The organism is Pseudomonas sp. UYIF39, from assembly GCF_029963765.1.
Taxonomy (GTDB): domain Bacteria; phylum Pseudomonadota; class Gammaproteobacteria; order Pseudomonadales; family Pseudomonadaceae; genus Aquipseudomonas.
Window position 1 is genome coordinate 133,880 of the sequence record NZ_JALBYU010000009.1, and the last position, 20,777, is coordinate 154,656.

The 20,777-nt window shown below is 60.1% G+C and carries 22 protein-coding genes; 19 read left to right on the forward strand and 3 right to left on the reverse strand.

The features are described from left to right. Positions 1 to 141 precede the first annotated feature (141 nt). The 9 genes from argS to MO767_RS14655 all read left to right on the forward strand — a co-directional run bounded on the left by argS (position 142) and on the right by MO767_RS14655 (position 10,529). Positions 142 to 1,878, forward strand: a complete 1,737-nt coding sequence (gene argS, locus MO767_RS14615) for an arginine--tRNA ligase (RefSeq protein ID WP_282481079.1) — start codon at positions 142 to 144, stop codon at positions 1,876 to 1,878. A 1-nt stretch (position 1,879) separates the two neighbouring features. After that, positions 1,880 to 2,584: an SPOR domain-containing protein gene (locus tag MO767_RS14620; RefSeq protein WP_033055354.1), complete on the forward strand. Its 705-nt coding sequence runs from the start codon at positions 1,880 to 1,882 to the stop codon at positions 2,582 to 2,584. A 296-nt stretch (positions 2,585 to 2,880) separates the two neighbouring features. Next, positions 2,881 to 3,411 carry an ATP-dependent protease subunit HslV gene (hslV, locus tag MO767_RS14625; RefSeq protein WP_007899242.1) on the forward strand — a complete coding sequence of 177 codons (531 nt, stop codon included), beginning with the start codon at positions 2,881 to 2,883 and terminating at the stop codon, positions 3,409 to 3,411. Positions 3,412 to 3,466: 55 nt separating this feature from the next. Then, complete coding sequence (gene hslU, locus MO767_RS14630) at positions 3,467 to 4,807, forward strand: ATP-dependent protease ATPase subunit HslU (protein ID WP_149631026.1); 1,341 nt, start codon at positions 3,467 to 3,469, stop codon at positions 4,805 to 4,807. 45 nt (positions 4,808 to 4,852) lie between these two features. Further along, the gene (locus MO767_RS14635) at positions 4,853 to 5,233 is read left to right on the forward strand and encodes a DUF971 domain-containing protein (RefSeq protein ID WP_033055352.1); all 381 of its coding nucleotides are present in this window, start codon (positions 4,853 to 4,855) and stop codon (positions 5,231 to 5,233) included. Positions 5,234 to 5,490: 257 nt separating this feature from the next. Next, a complete protein-coding gene (gene phaC / locus MO767_RS14640) occupies positions 5,491 to 7,170 on the forward strand; it encodes a class II poly(R)-hydroxyalkanoic acid synthase (RefSeq protein WP_282481080.1) in 1,680 nt (559 codons plus the stop codon). A 62-nt stretch (positions 7,171 to 7,232) separates the two neighbouring features. Next, positions 7,233 to 8,087, forward strand: a complete 855-nt coding sequence (gene phaZ, locus MO767_RS14645; protein ID WP_282481081.1) for a poly(3-hydroxyalkanoate) depolymerase — start codon at positions 7,233 to 7,235, stop codon at positions 8,085 to 8,087. Between the two features lie 114 nt (positions 8,088 to 8,201). Continuing rightward, positions 8,202 to 9,884, forward strand: coding sequence for a class II poly(R)-hydroxyalkanoic acid synthase (phaC, locus tag MO767_RS14650; protein WP_282481082.1), 1,683 nt, complete (start codon positions 8,202 to 8,204; stop codon positions 9,882 to 9,884). Between the two features lie 27 nt (positions 9,885 to 9,911). After that, positions 9,912 to 10,529, forward strand: coding sequence for a TetR/AcrR family transcriptional regulator (locus MO767_RS14655; protein ID WP_282481083.1), 618 nt, complete (start codon positions 9,912 to 9,914; stop codon positions 10,527 to 10,529). 68 nt (positions 10,530 to 10,597) lie between these two features. Here the strand turns inward: MO767_RS14655 and MO767_RS14660 are convergent, their stop codons facing one another. From MO767_RS14660 to MO767_RS14670, 3 genes are all read right to left on the reverse strand, one after another. Further along, on the reverse strand, positions 10,598 to 11,428 hold the full coding sequence (locus MO767_RS14660) for a phasin family protein (RefSeq protein ID WP_282481084.1): 831 nt from the start codon (positions 11,426 to 11,428) through the stop codon (positions 10,598 to 10,600). 10 nt (positions 11,429 to 11,438) lie between these two features. Next, entirely contained in the window at positions 11,439 to 11,861 is a 423-nt protein-coding gene (locus MO767_RS14665) for a phasin family protein (protein WP_282481085.1), read from the reverse strand. 248 nt (positions 11,862 to 12,109) lie between these two features. Beyond that, positions 12,110 to 12,385, reverse strand: coding sequence for a polyhydroxyalkanoic acid system family protein (locus tag MO767_RS14670; RefSeq protein ID WP_282481086.1), 276 nt, complete (start codon positions 12,383 to 12,385; stop codon positions 12,110 to 12,112). A gap of 155 nt (positions 12,386 to 12,540) precedes the next feature. On the opposite strand from MO767_RS14670, the gene ubiE reads away from it, so the two are divergent. The 10 genes from ubiE (at position 12,541) to MO767_RS14720 (ending at position 20,730) form a co-directional block, all read left to right on the forward strand. After that, entirely contained in the window at positions 12,541 to 13,311 is a 771-nt protein-coding gene (gene ubiE / locus MO767_RS14675; RefSeq protein WP_007948968.1) for a bifunctional demethylmenaquinone methyltransferase/2-methoxy-6-polyprenyl-1,4-benzoquinol methylase UbiE, read from the forward strand. Next, on the forward strand, positions 13,311 to 13,934 hold the full coding sequence (locus MO767_RS14680; protein ID WP_282481087.1) for an SCP2 domain-containing protein: 624 nt from the start codon (positions 13,311 to 13,313) through the stop codon (positions 13,932 to 13,934). Before ubiE ends, MO767_RS14680 begins: the two co-directional genes overlap by 1 nt. Beyond that, on the forward strand, positions 13,931 to 15,535 hold the full coding sequence (gene ubiB, locus MO767_RS14685; RefSeq protein WP_282481088.1) for a ubiquinone biosynthesis regulatory protein kinase UbiB: 1,605 nt from the start codon (positions 13,931 to 13,933) through the stop codon (positions 15,533 to 15,535). Before MO767_RS14680 ends, ubiB begins: the two co-directional genes overlap by 4 nt. Positions 15,536 to 15,614: 79 nt before the next feature. Beyond that, positions 15,615 to 16,016 carry a phosphoribosyl-AMP cyclohydrolase gene (gene hisI / locus MO767_RS14690; protein ID WP_282481089.1) on the forward strand — a complete coding sequence of 134 codons (402 nt, stop codon included), beginning with the start codon at positions 15,615 to 15,617 and terminating at the stop codon, positions 16,014 to 16,016. Continuing rightward, entirely contained in the window at positions 16,009 to 16,341 is a 333-nt protein-coding gene (locus MO767_RS14695) for a phosphoribosyl-ATP diphosphatase (protein ID WP_007899279.1), read from the forward strand. The genes hisI and MO767_RS14695 overlap by 8 nt, the downstream gene beginning before the upstream one ends. A 25-nt stretch (positions 16,342 to 16,366) precedes the next feature. Continuing rightward, complete coding sequence (locus MO767_RS14700; RefSeq protein ID WP_223519914.1) at positions 16,367 to 16,639, forward strand: twin-arginine translocase TatA/TatE family subunit; 273 nt, start codon at positions 16,367 to 16,369, stop codon at positions 16,637 to 16,639. Positions 16,640 to 16,649: 10 nt separating this feature from the next. Next, positions 16,650 to 17,111, forward strand: a complete 462-nt coding sequence (tatB, locus tag MO767_RS14705) for a Sec-independent protein translocase protein TatB (RefSeq protein WP_282481090.1) — start codon at positions 16,650 to 16,652, stop codon at positions 17,109 to 17,111. Further along, complete coding sequence (gene tatC, locus MO767_RS14710) at positions 17,108 to 17,902, forward strand: twin-arginine translocase subunit TatC (protein ID WP_169372009.1); 795 nt, start codon at positions 17,108 to 17,110, stop codon at positions 17,900 to 17,902. The genes tatB and tatC overlap by 4 nt, the downstream gene beginning before the upstream one ends. After that, positions 17,899 to 18,606 (forward strand): 16S rRNA (uracil(1498)-N(3))-methyltransferase, encoded by a 708-nt coding sequence (locus MO767_RS14715; RefSeq protein WP_282481091.1) that lies wholly within the window; start codon positions 17,899 to 17,901, stop codon positions 18,604 to 18,606. Before tatC ends, MO767_RS14715 begins: the two co-directional genes overlap by 4 nt. Before the next feature lie 207 nt (positions 18,607 to 18,813). After that, entirely contained in the window at positions 18,814 to 20,730 is a 1,917-nt protein-coding gene (locus MO767_RS14720; protein WP_282481092.1) for a methyl-accepting chemotaxis protein, read from the forward strand. Positions 20,731 to 20,777: the final 47 nt, after the last annotated feature.

A 20,777-nucleotide genomic window follows, 5' to 3' on the forward strand; every position in this document is an offset into this window, starting at 1 on the left:
ATCGCGATGGCGGCCGATTTGTCACCGCATATCCATAACCTGCCCGCTATAGTTGGCAAGCCCGTCTTCGCAACGGATAATGCCCAGTTTTTCCACTAGCGCATCCAGGCGCCGCCGCGCTTGCGGTCGAAAGAGAACACCATGAAAGACACCATTCGCCAGCTGATCCAACAAGCCATCACCCAACTCGTCAACGAAGGTGTGTTGCCTGAAGGCCTGTCGCCGGCGATCCAGGTGGAAAACTCCCGTGACAAGACTCACGGCGACTTCGCCAGCAACATCGCGATGATGCTGGCCAAGCCGGCCGGCATGAAACCGCGCGACCTGGCAGAGAAAATCATCGCCGCGCTACCGGCTGATGAAAACGTCACCAAGACCGAAATCGCCGGCCCTGGCTTCCTGAACTTCTTCCAGAACACCCAGGCCCTGGCCACTCGCCTGGACGCCGCCCTGGCCGACGAGCACATCGGTGTGCGCAAGGCAGGCCCGGTGCAGCGCACTGTCGTCGACCTGTCGGCACCGAACCTGGCCAAAGAGATGCACGTCGGCCACTTGCGCTCGACCATCATCGGCGACGGCGTGGCGCGCGTACTGGAATTCCTCGGCGACGAAGTGATCCGTCAGAACCACGTCGGCGACTGGGGCACCCAGTTCGGCATGCTGATGGCGTATCTGCAGGAAAACCCGATCACCAGCGACGAGCTGTCGGACCTGGAAAACTTCTACCGTGCGGCCAAGCAACGCTTCGACGAATCCGAAGAGTTCGCTGACCGCGCCCGTGGCCTGGTGGTCAAGCTGCAAGCCGGCGACCCGGACTGCCTGGCGCTGTGGACCAAGTTCAAAGACATCTCGCTGTCGCACTGCCAGAAAATCTACGAACTGCTCAACGTCAAACTGACCATGGCCGACGTGATGGGCGAAAGCGCCTACAACGACGACCTGATCAACGTAGTCAACGACCTCAAGGCCGCTGGCCTGTTGGTCGAAAGCAACGGCGCCCAGTGCGTGTTCCTCGACGAGTTCAAGAACGCCGACGGCGACCCGCTGCCGGTGATCATCGTCAAGGCTGACGGCGGTTACCTCTACGCCACCACCGACCTCGCGGCCGTGCGTTACCGTAGCGGCAAGCTGAAGGCTGATCGCGCGCTGTACTTCGTCGACCAGCGTCAGGCCCTGCACTTCCAGCAAGTGTTCCAGGTCGCGCGCCTGGCCGGCTTCGTGACGCACCCGATGGAAATGGAACACATGGGCTTCGGCACCATGAACGGCGCAGACGGCCGTCCGTTCAAGACCCGTGATGGCGGCACCGTGAAGCTGATCGATCTGCTGACCGAAGCTCAGGAACGCGCTTACACGCTGGTGAAAGAAAAGAACCCGGAACTGCCTGAAGACGAACTGCGCAACATCGCCAAGGTCGTGGGCATTGGCGCGGTGAAATACGCCGATCTGTCCAAGCACCGCACCAGCGACTACAGCTTCAACTTCGACCTGATGCTGAACTTCGAAGGCAACACTGCGCCGTACCTGCTGTACGCCTACACCCGCGTGGCCGGCGTGTTCCGCAAACTCGGCAAGGACTTCAGCGAAGTCGAAGGGCAAATCGTCCTCGAAGCGGCGCACGAACATGAATTGGCGGCGAAGCTCGCGCAGTTCGGCGAAGTGTTGAACAACGTTTGCGACAAAGGCACGCCGCACATCCTGTGCACCTACCTGTACGATGTCGCCGGCCTGTTCTCCAGTTTCTATGAGAACTGCCCGATCCTCAGTGCCGACACTCCGGCGCAAATGCAGAGCCGTCTGCGCCTCGCCGCGCTGACCGGTCGCACTCTCAAGCAAGGCCTGGAACTCTTGGGTCTGGAAACTCTGGAGCGTATGTAAGTTGGCTGCCAAGAAAAAACCAGCACCCAAGCGTGGCGCCAGCCGTTACCAAGCTCCTGCAAAGCAACCGATACCGGGCTGGCTGTGGATGGCCATCGGCCTGACGGTCGGCGCGTTTATCGTGTTCCTGATGAAACTGGAACCGGGCAAGGGCAGCGAGAGCGTCAAGCGCGAGAAGATCGAGCAACAGAAAGCCAAGATCGTCGAGGCCAACAAGACCCCGCCGAGCCCGACGCAACCGGTGAAGCCGAAGTACGACTTCTACACGTTGCTGCCGGAATCGGAAGTCATCGTGCCGCCGGATGCCGTGCCGGAGAAAACCCTGCCGACGCCACAAGTACCGGCCATTCCGACGACGCCGGTTACGCCAGAGCAAGCGGCGAAGATCGATACCGCGCGGGCTCAGGCCGCGCTGGCCGGGATTACCCCGCCGCCAGCGCCACCGGTGTCCAAAGCGGCGCCAGTGACCAAGTTCTTCCTGCAGGCCGGCTCGTTCCGCAAGGAGGCTGATGCGGACAAGGTTCGAGCGCAGATCATCCTGCTCGGTCAGGCTGTGGCGGTTGAATCCGGTACCGTGAAAGACGAAACCTGGTATCGGGTATTGGTCGGACCGTTCAGCAACCGCGAGCAACTGACCACCGCCCAGAAACAACTGGCCGGCAGCGGGTTCAGCAACCTGTTGTTACAACAACGCCAAAGCCGCTGACCCCTATTTGTGGACACCTTAATCTGAGGTCGCCCACAAACCCTATGATGAGGGATTAATCTCTGTGGTGAGGGGATTCATCCCCGTTGGGTCGCGAAGCGCCCCCCCAACCCCCACCTGCGGCGTATCAGATACACCGCGTGCACTCGTTTCGCGACTGCTCCGCAGCCGAACGGGGATAAATCCCCTCGCCACATTCATCGCACGCCATTCGTCCCCCACCGTTGAAATACGCTCCACTACCCCCATATGAGTTGGCATAAGGCATTTTCGCCCCGCTGCGTGGAGACTCTCCCTTGACCACCATCGTTTCAGTTCGCCGCCATGGCAAAGTCGTCATGGGTGGCGACGGCCAGGTTTCTCTCGGCAATACCGTGATGAAAGGCAACGCGAAGAAAGTTCGCCGCTTGTACCACGGCCAAGTGATCGCCGGTTTTGCCGGGGCCACCGCTGACGCCTTCACCCTCTTCGAGCGTTTTGAAGGCCAGCTTGAGAAACATCAGGGCCACCTGGTTCGCGCCGCTGTCGAACTCGCCAAAGAATGGCGCACTGACCGCTCCCTCAGCCGCCTCGAGGCCATGCTCGCAGTCGCGAACAAAGACGCCTCTCTGATCATCACCGGCAACGGCGACGTGGTCGAACCTGAAGAAGGTCTGATCGCCATGGGCTCCGGCGGCGGTTACGCCCAGGCCGCCGCCAGCGCGCTGCTGAAGAAAACCGATCTGTCGGCCCGGGAAATCGTCGAAACCGCCCTCGGTATCGCCGGCGACATCTGTGTATTCACCAACCACACCTTCACCATTGAGGAGCAGGACCTCGCTGAGTAAGCCTGTTTTGGCCACCACGCCACGGCTCACTTTTACCTGAGGACCGCCAATTACTATGTCCATGACTCCCCGTGAAATCGTCCACGAACTCAATCGCCATATCATCGGCCAGGACGATGCCAAGCGCGCCGTCGCCATCGCGCTGCGTAACCGCTGGCGCCGGATGCAGCTGCCTGAAGAGCTGCGCGTTGAAGTCACGCCAAAAAACATCCTGATGATCGGCCCGACCGGTGTCGGTAAAACCGAGATTGCTCGCCGCCTGGCGAAACTGGCCAACGCGCCGTTCATCAAGGTCGAAGCCACCAAGTTCACCGAAGTCGGCTATGTCGGCCGCGACGTTGAATCGATCATTCGTGATCTGGCCGACGCGGCGATCAAGCTGCTGCGCGAACAGGAAATGACCAAGGTTCGCCACCGCGCCGAAGACGCTGCCGAAGAGCGCATCCTCGACGCCCTGCTGCCACCGGCACGCATGGGCTTCAGCAACGACGACGCCGCACCGTCGGCCGACTCCAACACCCGTCAGCTGTTCCGCAAGCGCCTGCGCGAAGGTCAGCTGGATGACAAAGAGATCGAAATCGAAGTCGCCGAAATGGCCGGCGTCGATATCTCCGCGCCACCGGGCATGGAAGAGATGACCAACCAATTGCAGAGCCTGTTCGCCAACATGGGCAAGGGCAAGCGCAAGAGCCGCAAGATCAAGGTCAAGGAAGCGCTGAAACTGGTGCGTGACGAAGAAGCCGGCCGCCTGGTCAACGAAGAAGAGTTGAAGGCCAAGGCGCTGGAAGCGGTCGAGCAGCACGGCATCGTGTTCATCGACGAAATCGACAAGGTCGCCAAGCGCGGCAACACCGGTGGCGTCGACGTGTCCCGCGAAGGCGTACAGCGCGACTTGCTGCCGCTGATCGAAGGCTGCACCGTCAACACCAAACTGGGCATGGTCAAGACCGACCACATCCTGTTCATCGCCTCCGGTGCGTTCCACCTGAGCAAGCCGAGCGATCTGGTGCCAGAGCTGCAAGGTCGTCTGCCGATTCGTGTCGAACTCAAGGCCCTGACGCCTGAAGATTTCGAACGCATTCTCAGCGAGCCGCACGCGTCGCTCACCGAGCAATATTGCGCCCTGCTGAAAACCGAAGGCCTGGTGATCGAGTTCCAGCCGGATGGCATCAAGCGTATTGCCGAGATCGCCTGGCAGGTCAACGAGAAGACCGAGAATATCGGTGCCCGTCGCCTGCACACGCTACTTGAGCGTCTGCTTGAAGAGGTGTCGTTCAGCGCCGGTGATCTGGCCAGCGTCCACGACGACAAGGCGATCCTGATCGACGCCGATTACGTCAACAGCCACTTGGGCGAATTGGCGCAGAACGAAGACCTGTCCCGTTATATCCTGTAGGTCTCATTCTCTACATGGCAGGGCCGCTTGCGGCCCTGAACCAAAATGACGACCCAACTCCCCACCGACATCAAACTGCACAAAGCCTCGAAAACCCTGTCGCTGAAATACGCGTCCGGTGAGGAACATCACCTGCCCGCCGAGTTCTTGCGCGTGCACTCTCCTTCCGCAGAGGTCCAGGGCCACGGCAAACCTATCCTGCAATTTGGCAAGATCGGCGTAGGCCTGACCAAGGTCGAACCGGCCGGTCAGTACGCGCTGAAATTGACCTTCGACGACGGCCACGACAGCGGCCTGTTCACCTGGGAATATCTGTACCAGCTGGGCGTGCGGCAAGAGGATCTCTGGAACGATTATCTTGCCGAGCTCAAAGCCGCCGGAAAAACCCGCGACCCGAACGAATCCATCGTCAAGCTGATGCTCTAGCTCAGGCCTTTCGCTCATTAGAAGGCATTTTCTAATTCCATCTGTTTGAATGCTCCGCTTCCGGGTCGACGATTGGCCTGCTTGCGAAAAAAATTAAACTCGGGTAACCAATGGAGCTGGCAAGGTCCCTGCAGTGCTCTCTGAACTAAAAAGCAGCGATGCAGAATTAACGGTCACCCGAGTAGTAGTACCTGGCATTGGCTGTGGACTGCACAGCTGGACCCAGGTACTCGTCTCAGGACAATGGAGCGTCGTAGATGAGTAACAAGAATAACGATGACCTGAAAGTTCAGGCCTCGGAAAATACCTTGGGGCTGAATCCCGTCGTTGGGCTGCGTAGAAAAGATCTGTTGGGCTCTGCCCGAATGGTGCTGACCCAGGCCATCAAACAACCGATTCACAGTGCAAAGCATGTCGCTCATTTCGGCATCGAACTGAAGAACGTGCTGTTCGGCAAATCCGCGCTGCAACCGACAAGCGATGACCGTCGTTTCGCCGATCCGGCGTGGAGCCAGAACCCGCTCTACAAACGTTATTTGCAAACTTACCTGGCGTGGCGCAAGGAGCTCCACGACTGGATCGGCGAAAGCAACCTCTCGCCCAAGGACGTCGCACGCGGGCATTTCGTGATCAACCTCATGACCGAAGCCATGGCCCCGACCAACAGTGCGGCCAACCCGGCGGCGGTCAAACGCTTTTTCGAAACCGGTGGCAAAAGCCTGCTCGACGGCCTCTCCCATCTGGCCAAGGATCTGGTGCACAACGGCGGCATGCCGAGCCAGGTCAACATGGGCGCGTTCGAGGTCGGCAAGAGCCTGGGCGTCACCGAAGGCGCGGTGGTGTTTCGCAATGACGTGCTGGAGCTGATCCAGTATCGGCCGACCACCGAACAGGTGCACGAGCGCCCACTGCTGGTGGTGCCGCCGCAGATCAACAAGTTCTATGTTTTCGACCTGAGCCCGGACAAGAGCCTGGCGCGCTTCTGCCTGCGCAACAACATGCAGACCTTCATCGTCAGCTGGCGCAACCCGACCAAGGAGCAGCGCGAGTGGGGTCTGTCGACCTACATCGAAGCGCTCAAGGAAGCGGTCGACGTGGTCACCGCGATCACCGGCAGCAAAGACATCAACATGCTCGGCGCCTGCTCCGGTGGCATCACCTGCACCGCCCTGCTGGGCCACTACGCCGCGATCGGCGAGAACAAGGTCAACGCCCTGACGCTGCTGGTCAGCGTGCTGGACACCACCCTGGACAGCGACGTGGCACTGTTCGTCGACGAGCAGACCCTCGAATCCGCCAAGCGCCACTCCTATCAGGCAGGTGTACTGGAAGGCCGCGACATGGCGAAAGTCTTCGCCTGGATGCGCCCCAACGACCTGATCTGGAACTACTGGGTCAACAACTACCTGCTGGGCAACGAGCCGCCGGTGTTCGACATCCTGTTCTGGAACAACGACACCACACGGTTGCCCGCAGCGTTCCACGGCGACCTGATCGAGATGTTCAAAACCAACCCACTGATCCGTCCTGACGCACTGGAAGTGTGCGGCACTCCGATCGATCTGAAGCAGGTCACTGCCGACATCTTCTCCCTGGCCGGCACCAACGACCACATTACCCCGTGGAAGTCCTGCTACAAGTCGGCACAACTGTTCGGTGGCAAGGTTGAATTCGTACTGTCCAGCAGCGGGCATATCCAGAGCATTCTGAACCCGCCGGGCAATCCGAAATCGCGCTACATGACCAGCACCGAGATGCCGGTCAAGGCTGAGGAGTGGCAAGAAAACTCCACCAAGCACACCGATTCCTGGTGGCTGCATTGGCAGGCATGGCAAGCCGAGCGTTCGGGCAAGCTGAAGAAGTCTCCGGGCAGCTTGGGCAACAAGGCTTATCCGGCGGGCGAAGCTGCGCCGGGCACCTATGTGCATGAGCGGTAATTGAAGTAATACACGTGGGAGCGGGCAAGCCTGCTCCCATACACACCTACAGGGCTCCGTGCATGCCGCAACCGTTCATATTTCGTACCGTCGACCTGGATGGCCAGACCCTCCGCACGGCAGTACGCCCCGGCAAGCCTCACTTGACGCCCTTGCTGATTTTCAATGGCATCGGCGCCAACCTGGAGCTGGTGTTTCCGTTCGTCGCGGCGCTGGACCCGGACCTGGAAGTCATCGCTTTCGACGTCCCCGGTGTCGGCGGTTCGTCGACACCAAGGCGACCGTATCGCTTTCCGGGCCTGGCGAAACTCACGGCGCGGATGCTCGACTATCTCGACTACGGGCAAGTCAACGTAATCGGCGTTTCCTGGGGAGGCGCCCTCGCCCAGCAGTTCGCTTACGACTATCCCGAGCGCTGCAAGAAACTCGTTCTGGCGGCCACGGCGGCGGGCACCGTGATGGTGCCGGGCAAGCCGAAAGTCCTGTGGATGATGGCCAGCCCACGACGCTATATCCAACCGTCTCACGTGATTCGCATCGCGCCGATGATCTATGGCGGTGCGTTCCGTCGCGATCCGACCCTGGCCGCCAGCCATGCCGCCAAGGTCCGCTCGGCCGGCAAACTCGGTTACTACTGGCAGCTGTTCGCCGGCCTCGGCTGGACCAGCATTCACTGGCTGCACAAGATCCACCAACCAACCCTGGTACTGGCCGGTGACGACGATCCGCTGATTCCGTTGGTCAACATGCGGTTACTGGCCTGGCGGATTCCCAACGCCCAGTTGCACATCATCGATGACGGGCATCTGTTTTTGATTACCCGGGCCGAAGCAGTGGCACCGATCATCATGAAGTTTCTCGAGGAAGAACGTCAGCGTGCCGTGATGCATCCGCATCCGGCGCCATTTGGCGGCTAATCGGCCCATTGTCGGTCGGCAAGACGTAGCGCCGCGCAACAATCCGCAACAGCGTCTATGGTGTTCTGGTTCGGTGTATCTGTATTTGGCCTGAAGACGAAGGAGTGTTGATTCATGCGCGAAAAACCAGCGAGGGAATTTTTGCCCACTCCCGCCGCGTTCATCAACGCACAGAGTGCGATTACCGGCCTGCGTGGTCGGGATCTGTTTTCCACCCTGCGCAGCGTTGCCGCCCATGGTTTGCGCAACCCGGTACACACCGCCCGACACGCCTTGAAGCTGGGCGGTCAACTGGGCCGTGTACTGCTGGGCGACACCTTGCACCCGACCAATCCGCAGGACAGTCGCTTTGCCGATCCGGCGTGGAGCCTCAACCCTTTTTATCGCCGCAGTTTGCAGGCCTACCTGAGCTGGCAGAAGCAGGTCAAACACTGGATCGACGACAGCAACATGACCCCGGACGATCGCGCCCGTGCCCACTTCGCGTTCGCCTTGCTCAACGACGCCATGGCACCGTCCAACAGCCTGCTTAATCCACTGGCGATCAAGGAGATCTTCAACTCCGGCGGCAACAGCCTGGTGCGAGGTATCAGCCACCTGGTCGACGACTTCCTGCACAACGACGGCCTGCCCAGACAAGTCACCAAGCAAGCTTTCGAGGTCGGCAAAACGGTCGCCACCACTACGGGCTCCGTGGTGTTTCGCAATGAGCTGCTGGAGTTGATCCAGTACAAGCCCATGAGCGAAAAGCAGTATTCCAAACCGCTGCTGGTGGTGCCGCCACAGATCAACAAGTACTACATTTTCGACCTGAGCCCGCACAACAGCTTCGTCCAGTTCGCCCTGAAGAACGGCCTGCAAACCTTCATGATCAGTTGGCGCAATCCGGATGTCCGTCATCGCGAATGGGGGCTTTCGACGTACGTTGAAGCCGTGGAAGAAGCGATGAATGTGTGCCGGGCGATCACCGGTGCCCGTGAGGTCAACCTGATGGGCGCCTGCGCGGGCGGGCTGACCATCGCCGCCCTGCAAGGCCATTTGCAGGCCAAACGGCAATTGCGACGGGTGTCCAGTGCAACGTATCTGGTGAGCCTGCTCGACAGTCAGATGGACTCGCCTGCGACCCTCTTCGCCGACGAACAGACGCTTGAGGCGGCCAAGCGTCGCTCCTATCAGAAAGGCGTGCTGGACGGTCGCGACATGGCCAAGGTCTTCGCCTGGATGCGCCCCAACGATTTGATCTGGAACTATTTCGTTAACAACTACCTATTGGGCAAGGAGCCGCCTGCGTTCGACATCCTTTACTGGAACAACGACAACACACGTTTGCCGGCAGCCTTGCATGGCGACTTGCTGGACTTCTTCAAACACAACCCGCTGAGTCATCCGGGTGGTCTGGAAGTGTGCGGCACGCCGATCGACTTGCAGAAAGTCAACGTCGACAGCTTCAGCGTCGCGGGCATCAATGACCACATCACCCCGTGGGATGCGGTGTATCGCTCGGCCCTGCTGTTGGGTGGCGAGCGACGCTTCGTGTTGTCCAACAGCGGGCATGTGCAGAGCATTCTCAACCCACCCTCAAATCCGAAAGCCAACTTCGTCGAAAGCACGAAGCTGAGCACTGACCCGCGGGCCTGGTATTACGACGCCAAGCCAGTCAACGGCAGTTGGTGGACTCAGTGGCTGGGCTGGATTCAAGAACGTTCAGGCGCGCTAAAAGAAACCCACATGGCGCTTGGCAACCAGAACTATCCACCGATGGAGGCAGCACCCGGTACTTACGTGCGTGTGCGCTGACGTTCAACGAACCATTAAGAAGACTGGATGAAAACCCGCGACCGGATTCTCGAATGTGCTTTGCAGTTGTTCAATCAGAAGGGCGAGCCGAACGTCTCCACCATGGAAGTTGCCAACGAAATGGGCATCAGCCCGGGCAACCTCTACTACCATTTCCACGGCAAGGAGCCCCTGATTCTCGGACTGTTCGAGCGCTTCCAGGCCGAACTGGCGCCCCTGCTCGATCCACCGGCCGATGTGGAACTGGCACCGGAAGATTACTGGCTGTTCCTGCACCTGATCGTCGAACGCCTGGCCCACTACCGGTTTCTGTTCCAGGACCTGTCGAACCTCGCCGGGCGCTTGCCGAAACTGGCCAAAGGCATACGCAACCTGCTCAATGCGTTGAAGCGCACACTGGCTTCGTTGCTCGCACGATTGAAGGCTCAGGGGCAATTGGTCAGCGATACCCAGGCGCTGGGGCAACTGGTGGAACAGATCACCATGACGCTGCTCTTCTCGCTGGACTATCAGCGGATACTGGATCGCGAGGGTGAGGTGAGATTGGTGGTGTACCAGATCATGATGCTGGTGGCGCCGCATTTGTTGCCGCCGATTAAGGTGGCGACAGAGCAACTGGCTTTACAGTACCTCGAAGAGCATTAAGACCTTTTCAGATGCCAAACAAAAACGCCCGACCTTTGCAGGCCGGGCGTTTTCTTGAGCCCTGAAAATCAGGACTGACTGGTTGGCGTCGAAGAAGCTGGCGCGACAGTCGGGGTTACAGCAGAGGTCGGCGCAGTAGCGGAGTTCGATGTGCTGACCGGCGCTGGGGTTGCCGGTTTGGCGGCAGCCACTGCTGGTTTTGGTGCAGCCGCTTTCGCAGCTGCCGGCTTTTTCACCGCTGGCTTCTTCGCTGCGGCAGGTTTGGCCGCTGGCTTGGTAGCGGGTTTGGCCGCTGCAGTTTTGGCAGCCGGTTTAGCGGCTGGTTTTGCTGCTGCTTTGGCCGCTGGCTTAGCTGCTGCAGGTTTCGCTGCGGCAGTTTTGGCCGCTGGTTTGGCAGCCGGTTTAGCGGCAGCTTTAGCCAATGGTTTGGCAGCGGACTTCGCCGCAGGTTTGGCCGCAGCGGTTTTCGCCGCAACAGGCGCCACCTTGGCACCGGTGAGTTTTTCGATTTGCTTGGTCAGGGTATCGACCTTGCTGTGCAGTGCTTTGACTTCATTGCGGCTCGGTACACCCAGGCGCGAAATGGCGCTGTTCAGACGCTTGTCGAAAGCCCCTTCCAGCTCATCCCACTTGCCCAGTGCGCGATCTTTCACGCCGCTGATGCGCGACTTGGCCGACGAAGCAGAGTCCTTGGCAGCATCGACTTTCTTGCCGACAGCGCTCTTGGTGAGCTTCTCGGCTTTCTCGCCGTCTTTAACCAATGTATCGAAGAGTTTGCTGCCGTCAGTGTCGATCTTCGAGTACACGCCTAAACCAGCCAGCCAGATTTTGCGGGAGTAGTCTTCGACTTTCCCGATCCACGAGCTGCCTTCTTTTTCAGTATTCTTTTTACCAGCCATCCCGTTCTCCTTAAGATTTACGCGCGACGCGCTCGAGCAATGCCGTCAGCTCATCGAGCTTGGCAGAGAGTGTCTCAACGTCATGTTTAGACGGAATGCCGATACGATTCAAGGTACTTGCGACACGCGAGTCAAAAGCCTTCTCGACCTTGTCGAGTTGAAGTTCGACCTTGCCTTTGAAAGTGCTCACTTCACTCTTGGCTTCATCGATCTCGGCATTGGCCGCTTCAAGTTTCTCGGCAACTACTTTTTTGCCTTTCTTTTCAACATCTTGACCGGCTTTGATCAACTCTTGAAAGTACTCGCCGCCCTCTTGACCGACCTTGGTGTAGGCCCCCAGGCCTGCCAGCCAGATCTTGCGGGCATAAGATTTAACGTCACTCAGAGCAGTCGTCGAAGCGTCGATTTTTTTCTTCAAAATAACTTTGGCCATGGTGCACCTCACGCGCAGAAGGTTTGAGGAACTGCCCGCGAAAGAGTCGGGCTCAGGCACAAAGTAGTGAGAATAATTAGAAACGGCACCCTAACAACTGACACAAACCCTTGGGCACACCACAAACAAATGTGGGAGCGAACTTGCTCGCGATGAGGGCGTGTCAGTCGACATACATGTTGTCTGACACACCGCAATCGCGAGCAAGCTCGCTCCCACAGGGAATGCATTCGCAAATCTATTGCCGGTCAAGCCAGCGCTTTATCGAGGGCCTTTTCGATTTCCGATTTGATGGTGCCGCTCATGGCCGACATCATCAGGCCCAGTTCGACATCGACCTTGATCGAATCCTCGCCCACATACACCGCGCCTTTCACACCGGAGCGTCTGAGGTTCAGGGTGTCGCCGGACCATTGCGGTTCCAGGCCATATTGATCGAACAGTTTCTGCGCCAACTTGTCGGCCTTCTCGCGGGCCGCTTCCTTACCCAGGCCGTGGGCACGCTCAACACTAATACGGGCCATCAAATGACTCCTGCTTTATGGATACTTTCCTGAAGCATCTTGACCGCTACTGCGGCAAAACGTCCCGGTGGTTACCTATCTTACCTGCAGCCTTGCCAAGACAAAGCAGGCCACCGGGATTAGAATGTCCCGCATTCTCTTCTGGTGACAGCGATATGACTGATCAGCGCAAAGGCAGCGATGCCGAACCCACCACTCACTTCGGTTTCAAAAACGTTCCGGAAAGCCAAAAAGCGGAAAAAGTCGCTGAAGTTTTCCACTCGGTAGCCGCCAAGTATGACTTGATGAACGACCTCCTGTCGGGCGGCATGCACCGTCTGTGGAAGCGTTTCGCGATCGAGCTGTCGGGCGTTCGCACCGGTAACCGCGTGCTGGACATCGCTGGCGGCACGGGCGATCTGACCAAGAAGTTCTCGCACCTCGTTGGCCCGACCGGCCAGGTCGTGTTGGCCGACATCAACGAATCCATGCTCAAGGTCGGTCGTGACCGCCTGCTGGATCTGGGTGTGGCCGGCAACGTCGAATTCGTTCAGGCCGACGCTGAAAAGCTGCCGTTCCCGGACAACCATTTCGACTGCGTGACCATCGCTTTCGGCCTGCGCAACGTTACGCATAAAGAAGACGCCCTGCGTTCGATGCTGCGCGTGCTGAAACCGGGCGGCCGTTTGCTGGTGCTGGAGTTCTCCAAGCCGACCAACGCGCTGATGTCCAAAGCCTACGACGCCTACTCGTTCGCCTTCATGCCCCTGATGGGCAAGCTGATCACCAACGACTCGGAAAGCTATCGCTACCTGGCCGAGTCGATCCGCATGCACCCGAATCAGGAAACCCTGAAGTCGATGATGGTCGAGGCCGGTTTCGACCGCGTGACCTACCACAACATGACCGCAGGCATCGTCGCCCTGCACCGCGGCATCAAACCCTGATGTTGCGGGCCGGCCTGCTCGCCAGCGTTGAACTCGGTCTGAACCGGGTGCTGCGTCTCGACAGCACAGCGCTGCCGCGGCTGGCGCATTTGAGTGGCAAGGTGATTGCCGTCGATTGCCGCAACCCGGCGCTGCAAGTGTTCATCCTGCCCAGCGACGAAGGCCTGATGCTGGCTTCCCACTGGGAAACCGGCGCCGACTGCACCTTGCGCGCACCGGCCTCCAGCCTGTTGAAACTGGCCATGAGCAAGGACAAGACTTCGGTCCTGCATGCTCCTGAAGTCGAACTCGATGGCGACAGCGGCGTGCTGCTGGAACTGGCGGCGATCCTTCAGGACCTTGAGCTGGACTGGGAGTACGAACTCTCGCGCTGGCTGGGACCGGTCGCCACGCAACTGCTCGGCGGCCACCTGCGCAGCCGCGCACGCTTTTATCAGCGAGGGTTCGCCAGCCTGAACCAGAACCTTGGCGAGTACCTGGCCGAAGAATCGCGCACCCTCGTCGGTCAGCGCGAAGCCGAAGCCCGTTTCAGTGAACTGGACCAGATCAAACTCGACCTGGAACGTCTCGAGGCGCGTTTCGAGCGCCTTTCCCGATCCCTCGACCCAAGCGATAACGCATGAAGCTGCTTGCCGTCCGCCGTTTGTTGCGCATCCAGCGCGTTGTGATTCGCTACCGCCTCGATGACCTGTTGTTCGCCCTGCCACTGCCGTGGTTTCTGCTGGCGCTGCGCTACGCGTTGCCGTGGCGCTGGTTCCCGCGCAAGACGCTGGACCTGAGCCGCGGCGCGCGATTGCGCCTGGCGTTGCAGGACCTGGGGCCGATTTTCATCAAGTTCGGGCAAATCCTGTCCACCCGCCGCGACTTGCTGCCGGAAGACATCGCCGATGAACTGATGAAGCTGCAGGACCGCGTGCCGCCGTTCGACTCGCAAGTGTCGATCAAGCTGATCGAAGAACAGCTCGGCAAAAAGATCAGTGAAGTCTTCAGCCGCTTCGACGTCGAACCGCTGGCCTCGGCCTCGGTGGCGCAGGTGCACGCCGCGCAGCTGAAAACCGGTGAAGAAGTGGTGGTCAAGGTCATCCGCCCGGGCCTGAAACCGATCATCAAGCAGGACCTGGCGTGGCTGTTCATCCTCGCCCGCGCCGCCGAAAAGCTCTCGGCCGACGCGCGCCTGCTGCACCCGGTGGACGTGGTCCAGGACTACGAAAAAACCATCTACGACGAACTCGACCTGCTGCGCGAGGCGGCCAACGCCAGCCAGTTGCGACGTAACTTCGACGGCTCGCCATTGCTCTACGTGCCGCAAGTCTATTGGGACTGGTGCCGGCCGAAAGTGCTGGTGATGGAGCGCATCTACGGCATTCAGGTCACCGACCTGACGACCCTGGCCGACCAGCGCACTGACATGAAAATGCTCGCCGAGCGCGGCGTCGAGATCTTCTTCACCCAGGTGTTCCGCGACAGCTTCTTCCACGCCGACATGCACCCCGGCAACATTTTCGTCAGCACCGTGAACCCGTGGAGCCCGCAGTACATTGCGATCGACTGCGGCATCGTCGGCAGCCTGACCCCGGAAGACCAGGATTACCTGGCGCGCAACCTGTTCGCGTTCTTCAAGCGTGATTACCGTCGTGTCGCGCAGCTGCACATCGATTCAGGCTGGGTGCCGGCGGAAACCAAACTCAACGAATTCGAGGCGGCCATCCGCACCGTGTGCGAGCCGATCTTCGAAAAACCGTTGAAAGATATTTCTTTCGGCCAGGTGCTGATGCGCCTGTTCCAGACCGCCCGGCGCTTCAATATGGAAGTGCAGCCACAGCTCGTATTGCTGCAAAAAACCCTGCTGAACATCGAAGGCCTGGGCCGTCAGTTGTACCCGGACCTCGATTTGTGGAACACCGCGCAGCCGTTCCTCGAGCGCTGGATGCGTGAGCGCGTCAGCCCCAAAGCCTTGATCGGCAACGTACAGAGCCAGTTCGAACAACTGCCGCACCTGGCCAACATGGCCCGCGACCTGCTCGAGCGCATGTCCCAGCCCCACGCTTACGACCTGCCGCCACCGTGGCACCGTCGCAAGGACGATTGGTTGCTGCGACTGCTCGGCTGTGCGCACCTGGCCGGCGGTACCATACTCGCTGCCGGTGGGCCGCTGAACGAACTGGGCCATTGGCCGGCCGGCATCATGGTGGCCGTCGGCTTGTATCTGGTCGTTCGCCGATAGCCAGCGCTCCCGCGCGCTGGCACACTGTTTCAACGCCTGCCCGACTAATGAAGTGTCGGGCCCGCTGTCGGAGTCGAAGATGAAAAACTGGCTGGACGAGATCAAGTGGGACGCCGATGGCCTGGTGCCAGCGATTGCCCAGGACCACAAGACCGGGCGCGTCCTGATGATGGCCTGGATGAACCGTGAAGCGCTGGAACTGAGCGCTGCCGAGAACCGCGCCATTTACTGGTCACGTTCCCGTGGCAAGCTGTGGCGCAAGGGCGAAGAGTCCGGCCACTTGCAAACCCTGCATGAGATGCGCCTGGACTGTGACGCCGACGTGATCATCCTGATGGTCGAGCAGATCGGCGACATCGCTTGCCATACCGGCCGTCAGAGCTGCTTCTACCGCGTCTTCGAGAACGGCGACTGGAAAACCGTCGACCCGGTTCTGAAAGACCCGCACGCTATCTATTCCGCAGGACACAGCCATGAGTGACACGTTGACCCGTCTGGCCCAGGTGCTGGAAGAGCGCAAAGGCGCCGCCGCCGACAGCTCGTATGTCGCCAGCCTGTACCACAAGGGCTTGAACAAGATTCTGGAAAAAGTCGGCGAAGAGTCGGTCGAAACCATCATTGCCGCCAAGGATGCCGCCATCAGCGGTGACTGCAGCGATGTGATCTACGAAACCGCCGATTTGTGGTTCCACAGCATGGTCATGCTTGCCCAATTGGGGCAGCATCCACAGGCTGTACTCGATGAACTGGACCGTCGTTTCGGTCTGTCCGGACACGCCGAGAAAGCCTCGCGCCCGTCCGCCTGAACAATTATTAGAGAGGAGCAGCAACATGGGCATTTTTGACTGGAAACACTGGATCGTCATCCTGGTTGTTGTCGTACTGGTGTTCGGCACCAAAAAACTGAAAAACCTCGGCACCGACGTCGGCGAATCGATCAAGGGCTTCAAGAAAGCCATGAACGACGACGAAAAACCGGCCGATCCGACCGCGACGCCGTCCCAACCGGTACCACCGGTTCAACCGCAGACCTCGGTGAACCAGCCGCACACCATCGACGTGCAGGCGCAAAAAGTCGAAGAGCCGATCCGCAAAGACGTGTGAGCACTGACTAATGTTTGGTATCAGCTTCTCTGAACTGCTGCTCGTCGGACTCGTGGCCCTGCTGGTGCTGGGCCCTGAGCGTCTGCCGGGTGCTGCGCGCACCGCCGGCCTGTGGGTCGGCCGTCTGAAGCGCAGCTTCAACGCGATCAAACAGGAAGTTGAACGTGAAATCGGTGCCGACGAGATTCGTCGGCAGCTGCACAACGAGCACATTCTGTCGCTGGAGCAGGAGGCGCGGAAGATTTTCACGCCGACTCAGCAAGAGGCCACACCGGTTCAGCCGGTTGAACCTGTGGCGGAGCAGACGATTCATGCTCCGATTGCAGAAGCTACACCTGCCGCGGCACCGACGGAAACGCTGAAAGCTGTTGAACCGGCGCCGGTTGTCGCGCCCGTAGAACCTGTTGCTCCTGCCGCCGCGCCGACAACGCCGGCTCCTCACGACACCACTTTGCCGCCGCGAGTCTCATGAGCGATCTCCCCGAAAATGACCAGCACATGCCGCTGGTTTCGCACCTCACCGAGTTGCGTACCCGCCTGCTGCGTTGTGTAGCGGCGATCTTCATCATCTTCGCCGGGTTGTTTGCGTTCACCCAGCAGATCTACACCTTCGTCTCCACGCCGCTGCGTCAATACCTGCCCGTGGGCGCGACGATGATCGCCACCGATGTGTCGTCGCCGTTCCTGACGCCGCTGAAGTTGACCATGATGGTCTCTCTGTTCCTGGCGATCCCGGTGATCCTGCATCAGATCTGGGGCTTTATCGCGCCAGGCCTGTACAAGCATGAGAAACGCATTGCGGTGCCGCTGCTGGTGTCCAGCATCCTGCTGTTCTATACCGGCATGGCGTTCGCCTATTACCTGGTGTTCCCGCTGATCTTCAAATTCTTCGCCGCCGCCACCCCGGCCGGGGTGGAAATGATGACCGACATCAGCAGCTACCTCGACTTCGTCATGACGCTGTTCTTCGCTTTCGGCGTGGCGTTCGAGATACCGGTGGCCGTGGTGCTGCTGGTATGGATCGGCGTGGTCAACGTCGCTTACCTGAAGAAAATCCGCCCGTACGTGGTCATCGGCTGCTTCGTGGTCGGCATGATCCTGACGCCGCCGGACATCTTCTCGCAGACCCTGTTGGCCGTACCCATGTGGCTGCTGTTTGAAATCGGCATCCTGTTCGGCAGCCTGGTCAGTAAACGCGGCGAACACCCGGACGACCAGCCGGCCGACGATCACAACGACCAGCCGCCAGCGACTCAACCGTGAACCTGCTGCTGCTCGAAGAGGCCGATTTTATTGCGGCTGACCGGGCGATCCTGCGGGATCGCCGGTTGACGCACATGCAGGAAGTCCACCGTTCCGTTGTCGGCGACAGCCTGCGGGTCGGGCGCATCGGCGGGCTGATGGGCTCGGCTGAACTGCTGCGCCTGGACGCCGATGAAGCCGAACTGCGCGTCGTCCTCGACCAGCCACCGCCGGCCAAGCTGCCGCTGACCCTGGTGTTGGCCCTGCCACGGCCGAAAATGCTGCGTAGGGTGTTTCAGACCGTGGCGGCCATGGGTGTGCCCCGAATCATTCTGGTGAACAGCTACCGCGTCGAGAAGAGCTTCTGGCAAACCCCGTTCCTGGAGCCCGAAGCGATTCGCGAGCAATTGATCCTCGGCCTCGAACAGGCCCGGGACAGCGTGCTGCCGGAAATCGTCATCGAAAAGCGCTTCAAGCCGTTCGTCGAGGACCGGCTGCCGGCCATTACCGATGGCACCCTCGGCCTGGTCGGCCACCCCGGAAATTACCCGGCGTGCCCTCGAGGGCTGGACGAACCGGTAACCCTGGCCATCGGCCCCGAAGGTGGCTGGATTCCTTACGAAATCGACCTGCTGGGCAAGGCCGGCCTGCAACCGGTACAGCTCGGCGACCGCATCCTGCGGGTCGAAACCGCCGTCACTGCGCTGCTCGCACGCCTCTTCTAAAACCAGACACTATCCCTGTGGGAGCGAGCTTGCTCGCGATAGCGGTGGGTCAGTCAACGCATGGGTTAACTGGCAGTCCGCCATCGCGAGTAAGCTCGCTCCCACAGGGAAATTCGTCGCCCCAACCAACGTGTACAGCTACAGATTCCCACTCGCCTGCCGATACAGTTCCCATAAAACCAACGAATGGTTCGAGGGAGTTGCAGCATGTACCGATGGCTAGCCGAGAAACTGGGGAACGTCAGCGTCAATCGCAAACTGAGTGTCGGCTTCGGTCTGGTGCTGCTTCTTACGTTGTTGATCACTTTCACCGGCTGGACCGGTCTGAGCGGCGTGATGAGTCGCGGCGATAAGCTGGGGTTTATTGCCAGCCTCAATGACCTGACCAAAGACCTGCGCCTGGCCCGTAGGGATTACGAAATGCGTCACGGCGAACAAGGCCCCGGCGCGGTCAACGACCTGCTCGGCCAACTCGATACCGGCCTGAAAACCGCACGTACGTTGATCGAACAACCCGCCGACGCGGCCATGATCGACCAGCAACTGGCCGCCGTCAGTGAGTACAAGCAAGCCTTCACCGCCATGACCCAGGCCGGCGCCACCCGCGAAGACGCCCGCAGCAAACTCGGCGCCACCGCCGACAACGCCGTGGCCCGTGTCGCCGAAGTCGAAAAATCCATGCTGCAAGGTGACAGCGTCGCCGATTTCAATAGCGTGATCGACCTGAGCAAACTGATCCAGCAAGCGCGCTTTCAGGTGCGCGGTTACACCTACAGCGGCAAAACCGAGGCCGAGCAACCGGCGCTGGACGCCATCGACAGCGCGTTGAAAAACCTCGAAAGCCTGCCCTCCAAACTGCCGGAGCAGCACATTGCCAACCTGCAACAGGCCACTGACTCGCTCAAGGCCTATCGCGCCGCCGTCAGCCAGTTCCGTGACTCTCAGGTTGCCAGCGCTGCCGCGCTCAAACGCATGGCCGCACAAGGCGACATCCTGCTCGACGTCAGCAAAAAACTCACTGTGTCGCAAACCATCGTCCGAGACACTGACGCCGCGCACGCCAAAAACCTGCTGCTGCTGGCCACCGTCCTGGCGCTGGCCTTCGGCATGCTTGCCGCGTGGGCCATCACTCGCCAGATCGTGATTCCCCTGAGCCAGACCCTCAAAGTGGCAGAGCGCGTTGCTGCCGGCGACCTGACTCAAAACCTTATCTCTGAACGTCAGGACGAACTCGGTCAGCTACAGCGCGCCATGCAAAGCATGACCCTGGGCCTGCGCGAGTTGATTGGTGGCATCAGTGACGGCGTCACGCAAATCGCCAGTGCCGCCGAAGAGCTGTCGGCAGTCACCGAGCAGACCAGCGCCGGGGTCAACAGCCAGAAGGTCGAGACCGACCAGGTGGCCACCGCCATGAACGAAATGACCGCCACCGTGCAGGAAGTCGCGCGTAACGCCGAAGAAGCGTCCGAAGCCGCCCTCGCCGCCGACCAGCAGGCCCGCGAAGGGGACAAAGTGGTCGGCGAAGCCATCGCCCAGATCGAGCGCCTGGCCAAAGAAGTCGGCAACTCCACCGAAGCCATGGGTCATCTCAAACGCGAAAGCGACAAGATCGGCAGCGTGCTCGACGTGATCAAATCCGTGGCCCAGCAAACCAACCTGCTGGCCCTCAACGCCGCCATCGAGGCAGCCCGGGCCGGTGAGGCCGGACGTGGTTTTGCGGTGGTCGCCGACGAAGTCCGCAGCCTGGCCCAGCGCACCCAGAAGTCCACCGAAGAAATCGAAGAGCTGATCGTCGGCCTGCAAACCGGCACCCAGCAAGTGGCGACCATCATGGACAACAGCCGCAGCCTGACCGACAGCAGCGTCGAACTGACCCGCCGCGCCGGTGGCTCGCTGGAAAGCATTACCCGCACCGTCTCGGCGATTCAGTCGATGAACCAGCAGATCGCCGCCGCCGCCGAGCAACAGAGCGCGGTGGCCGAAGAGATCAACCGTAGCGTGCTGAATGTGCGCGACGTGTCCGAGCAGACCTCGGCAGCCAGTGAAGAGACCGCGGCCTCCAGCGTTGAGCTGGCACGGTTGGGGACGCATTTGCAGATGCTGGTGGGGCGGTTCAAGGTCTGAGGTGATGCCATCGCGAACAAGTTCGCTCTCACAGTTGATCGATGTGA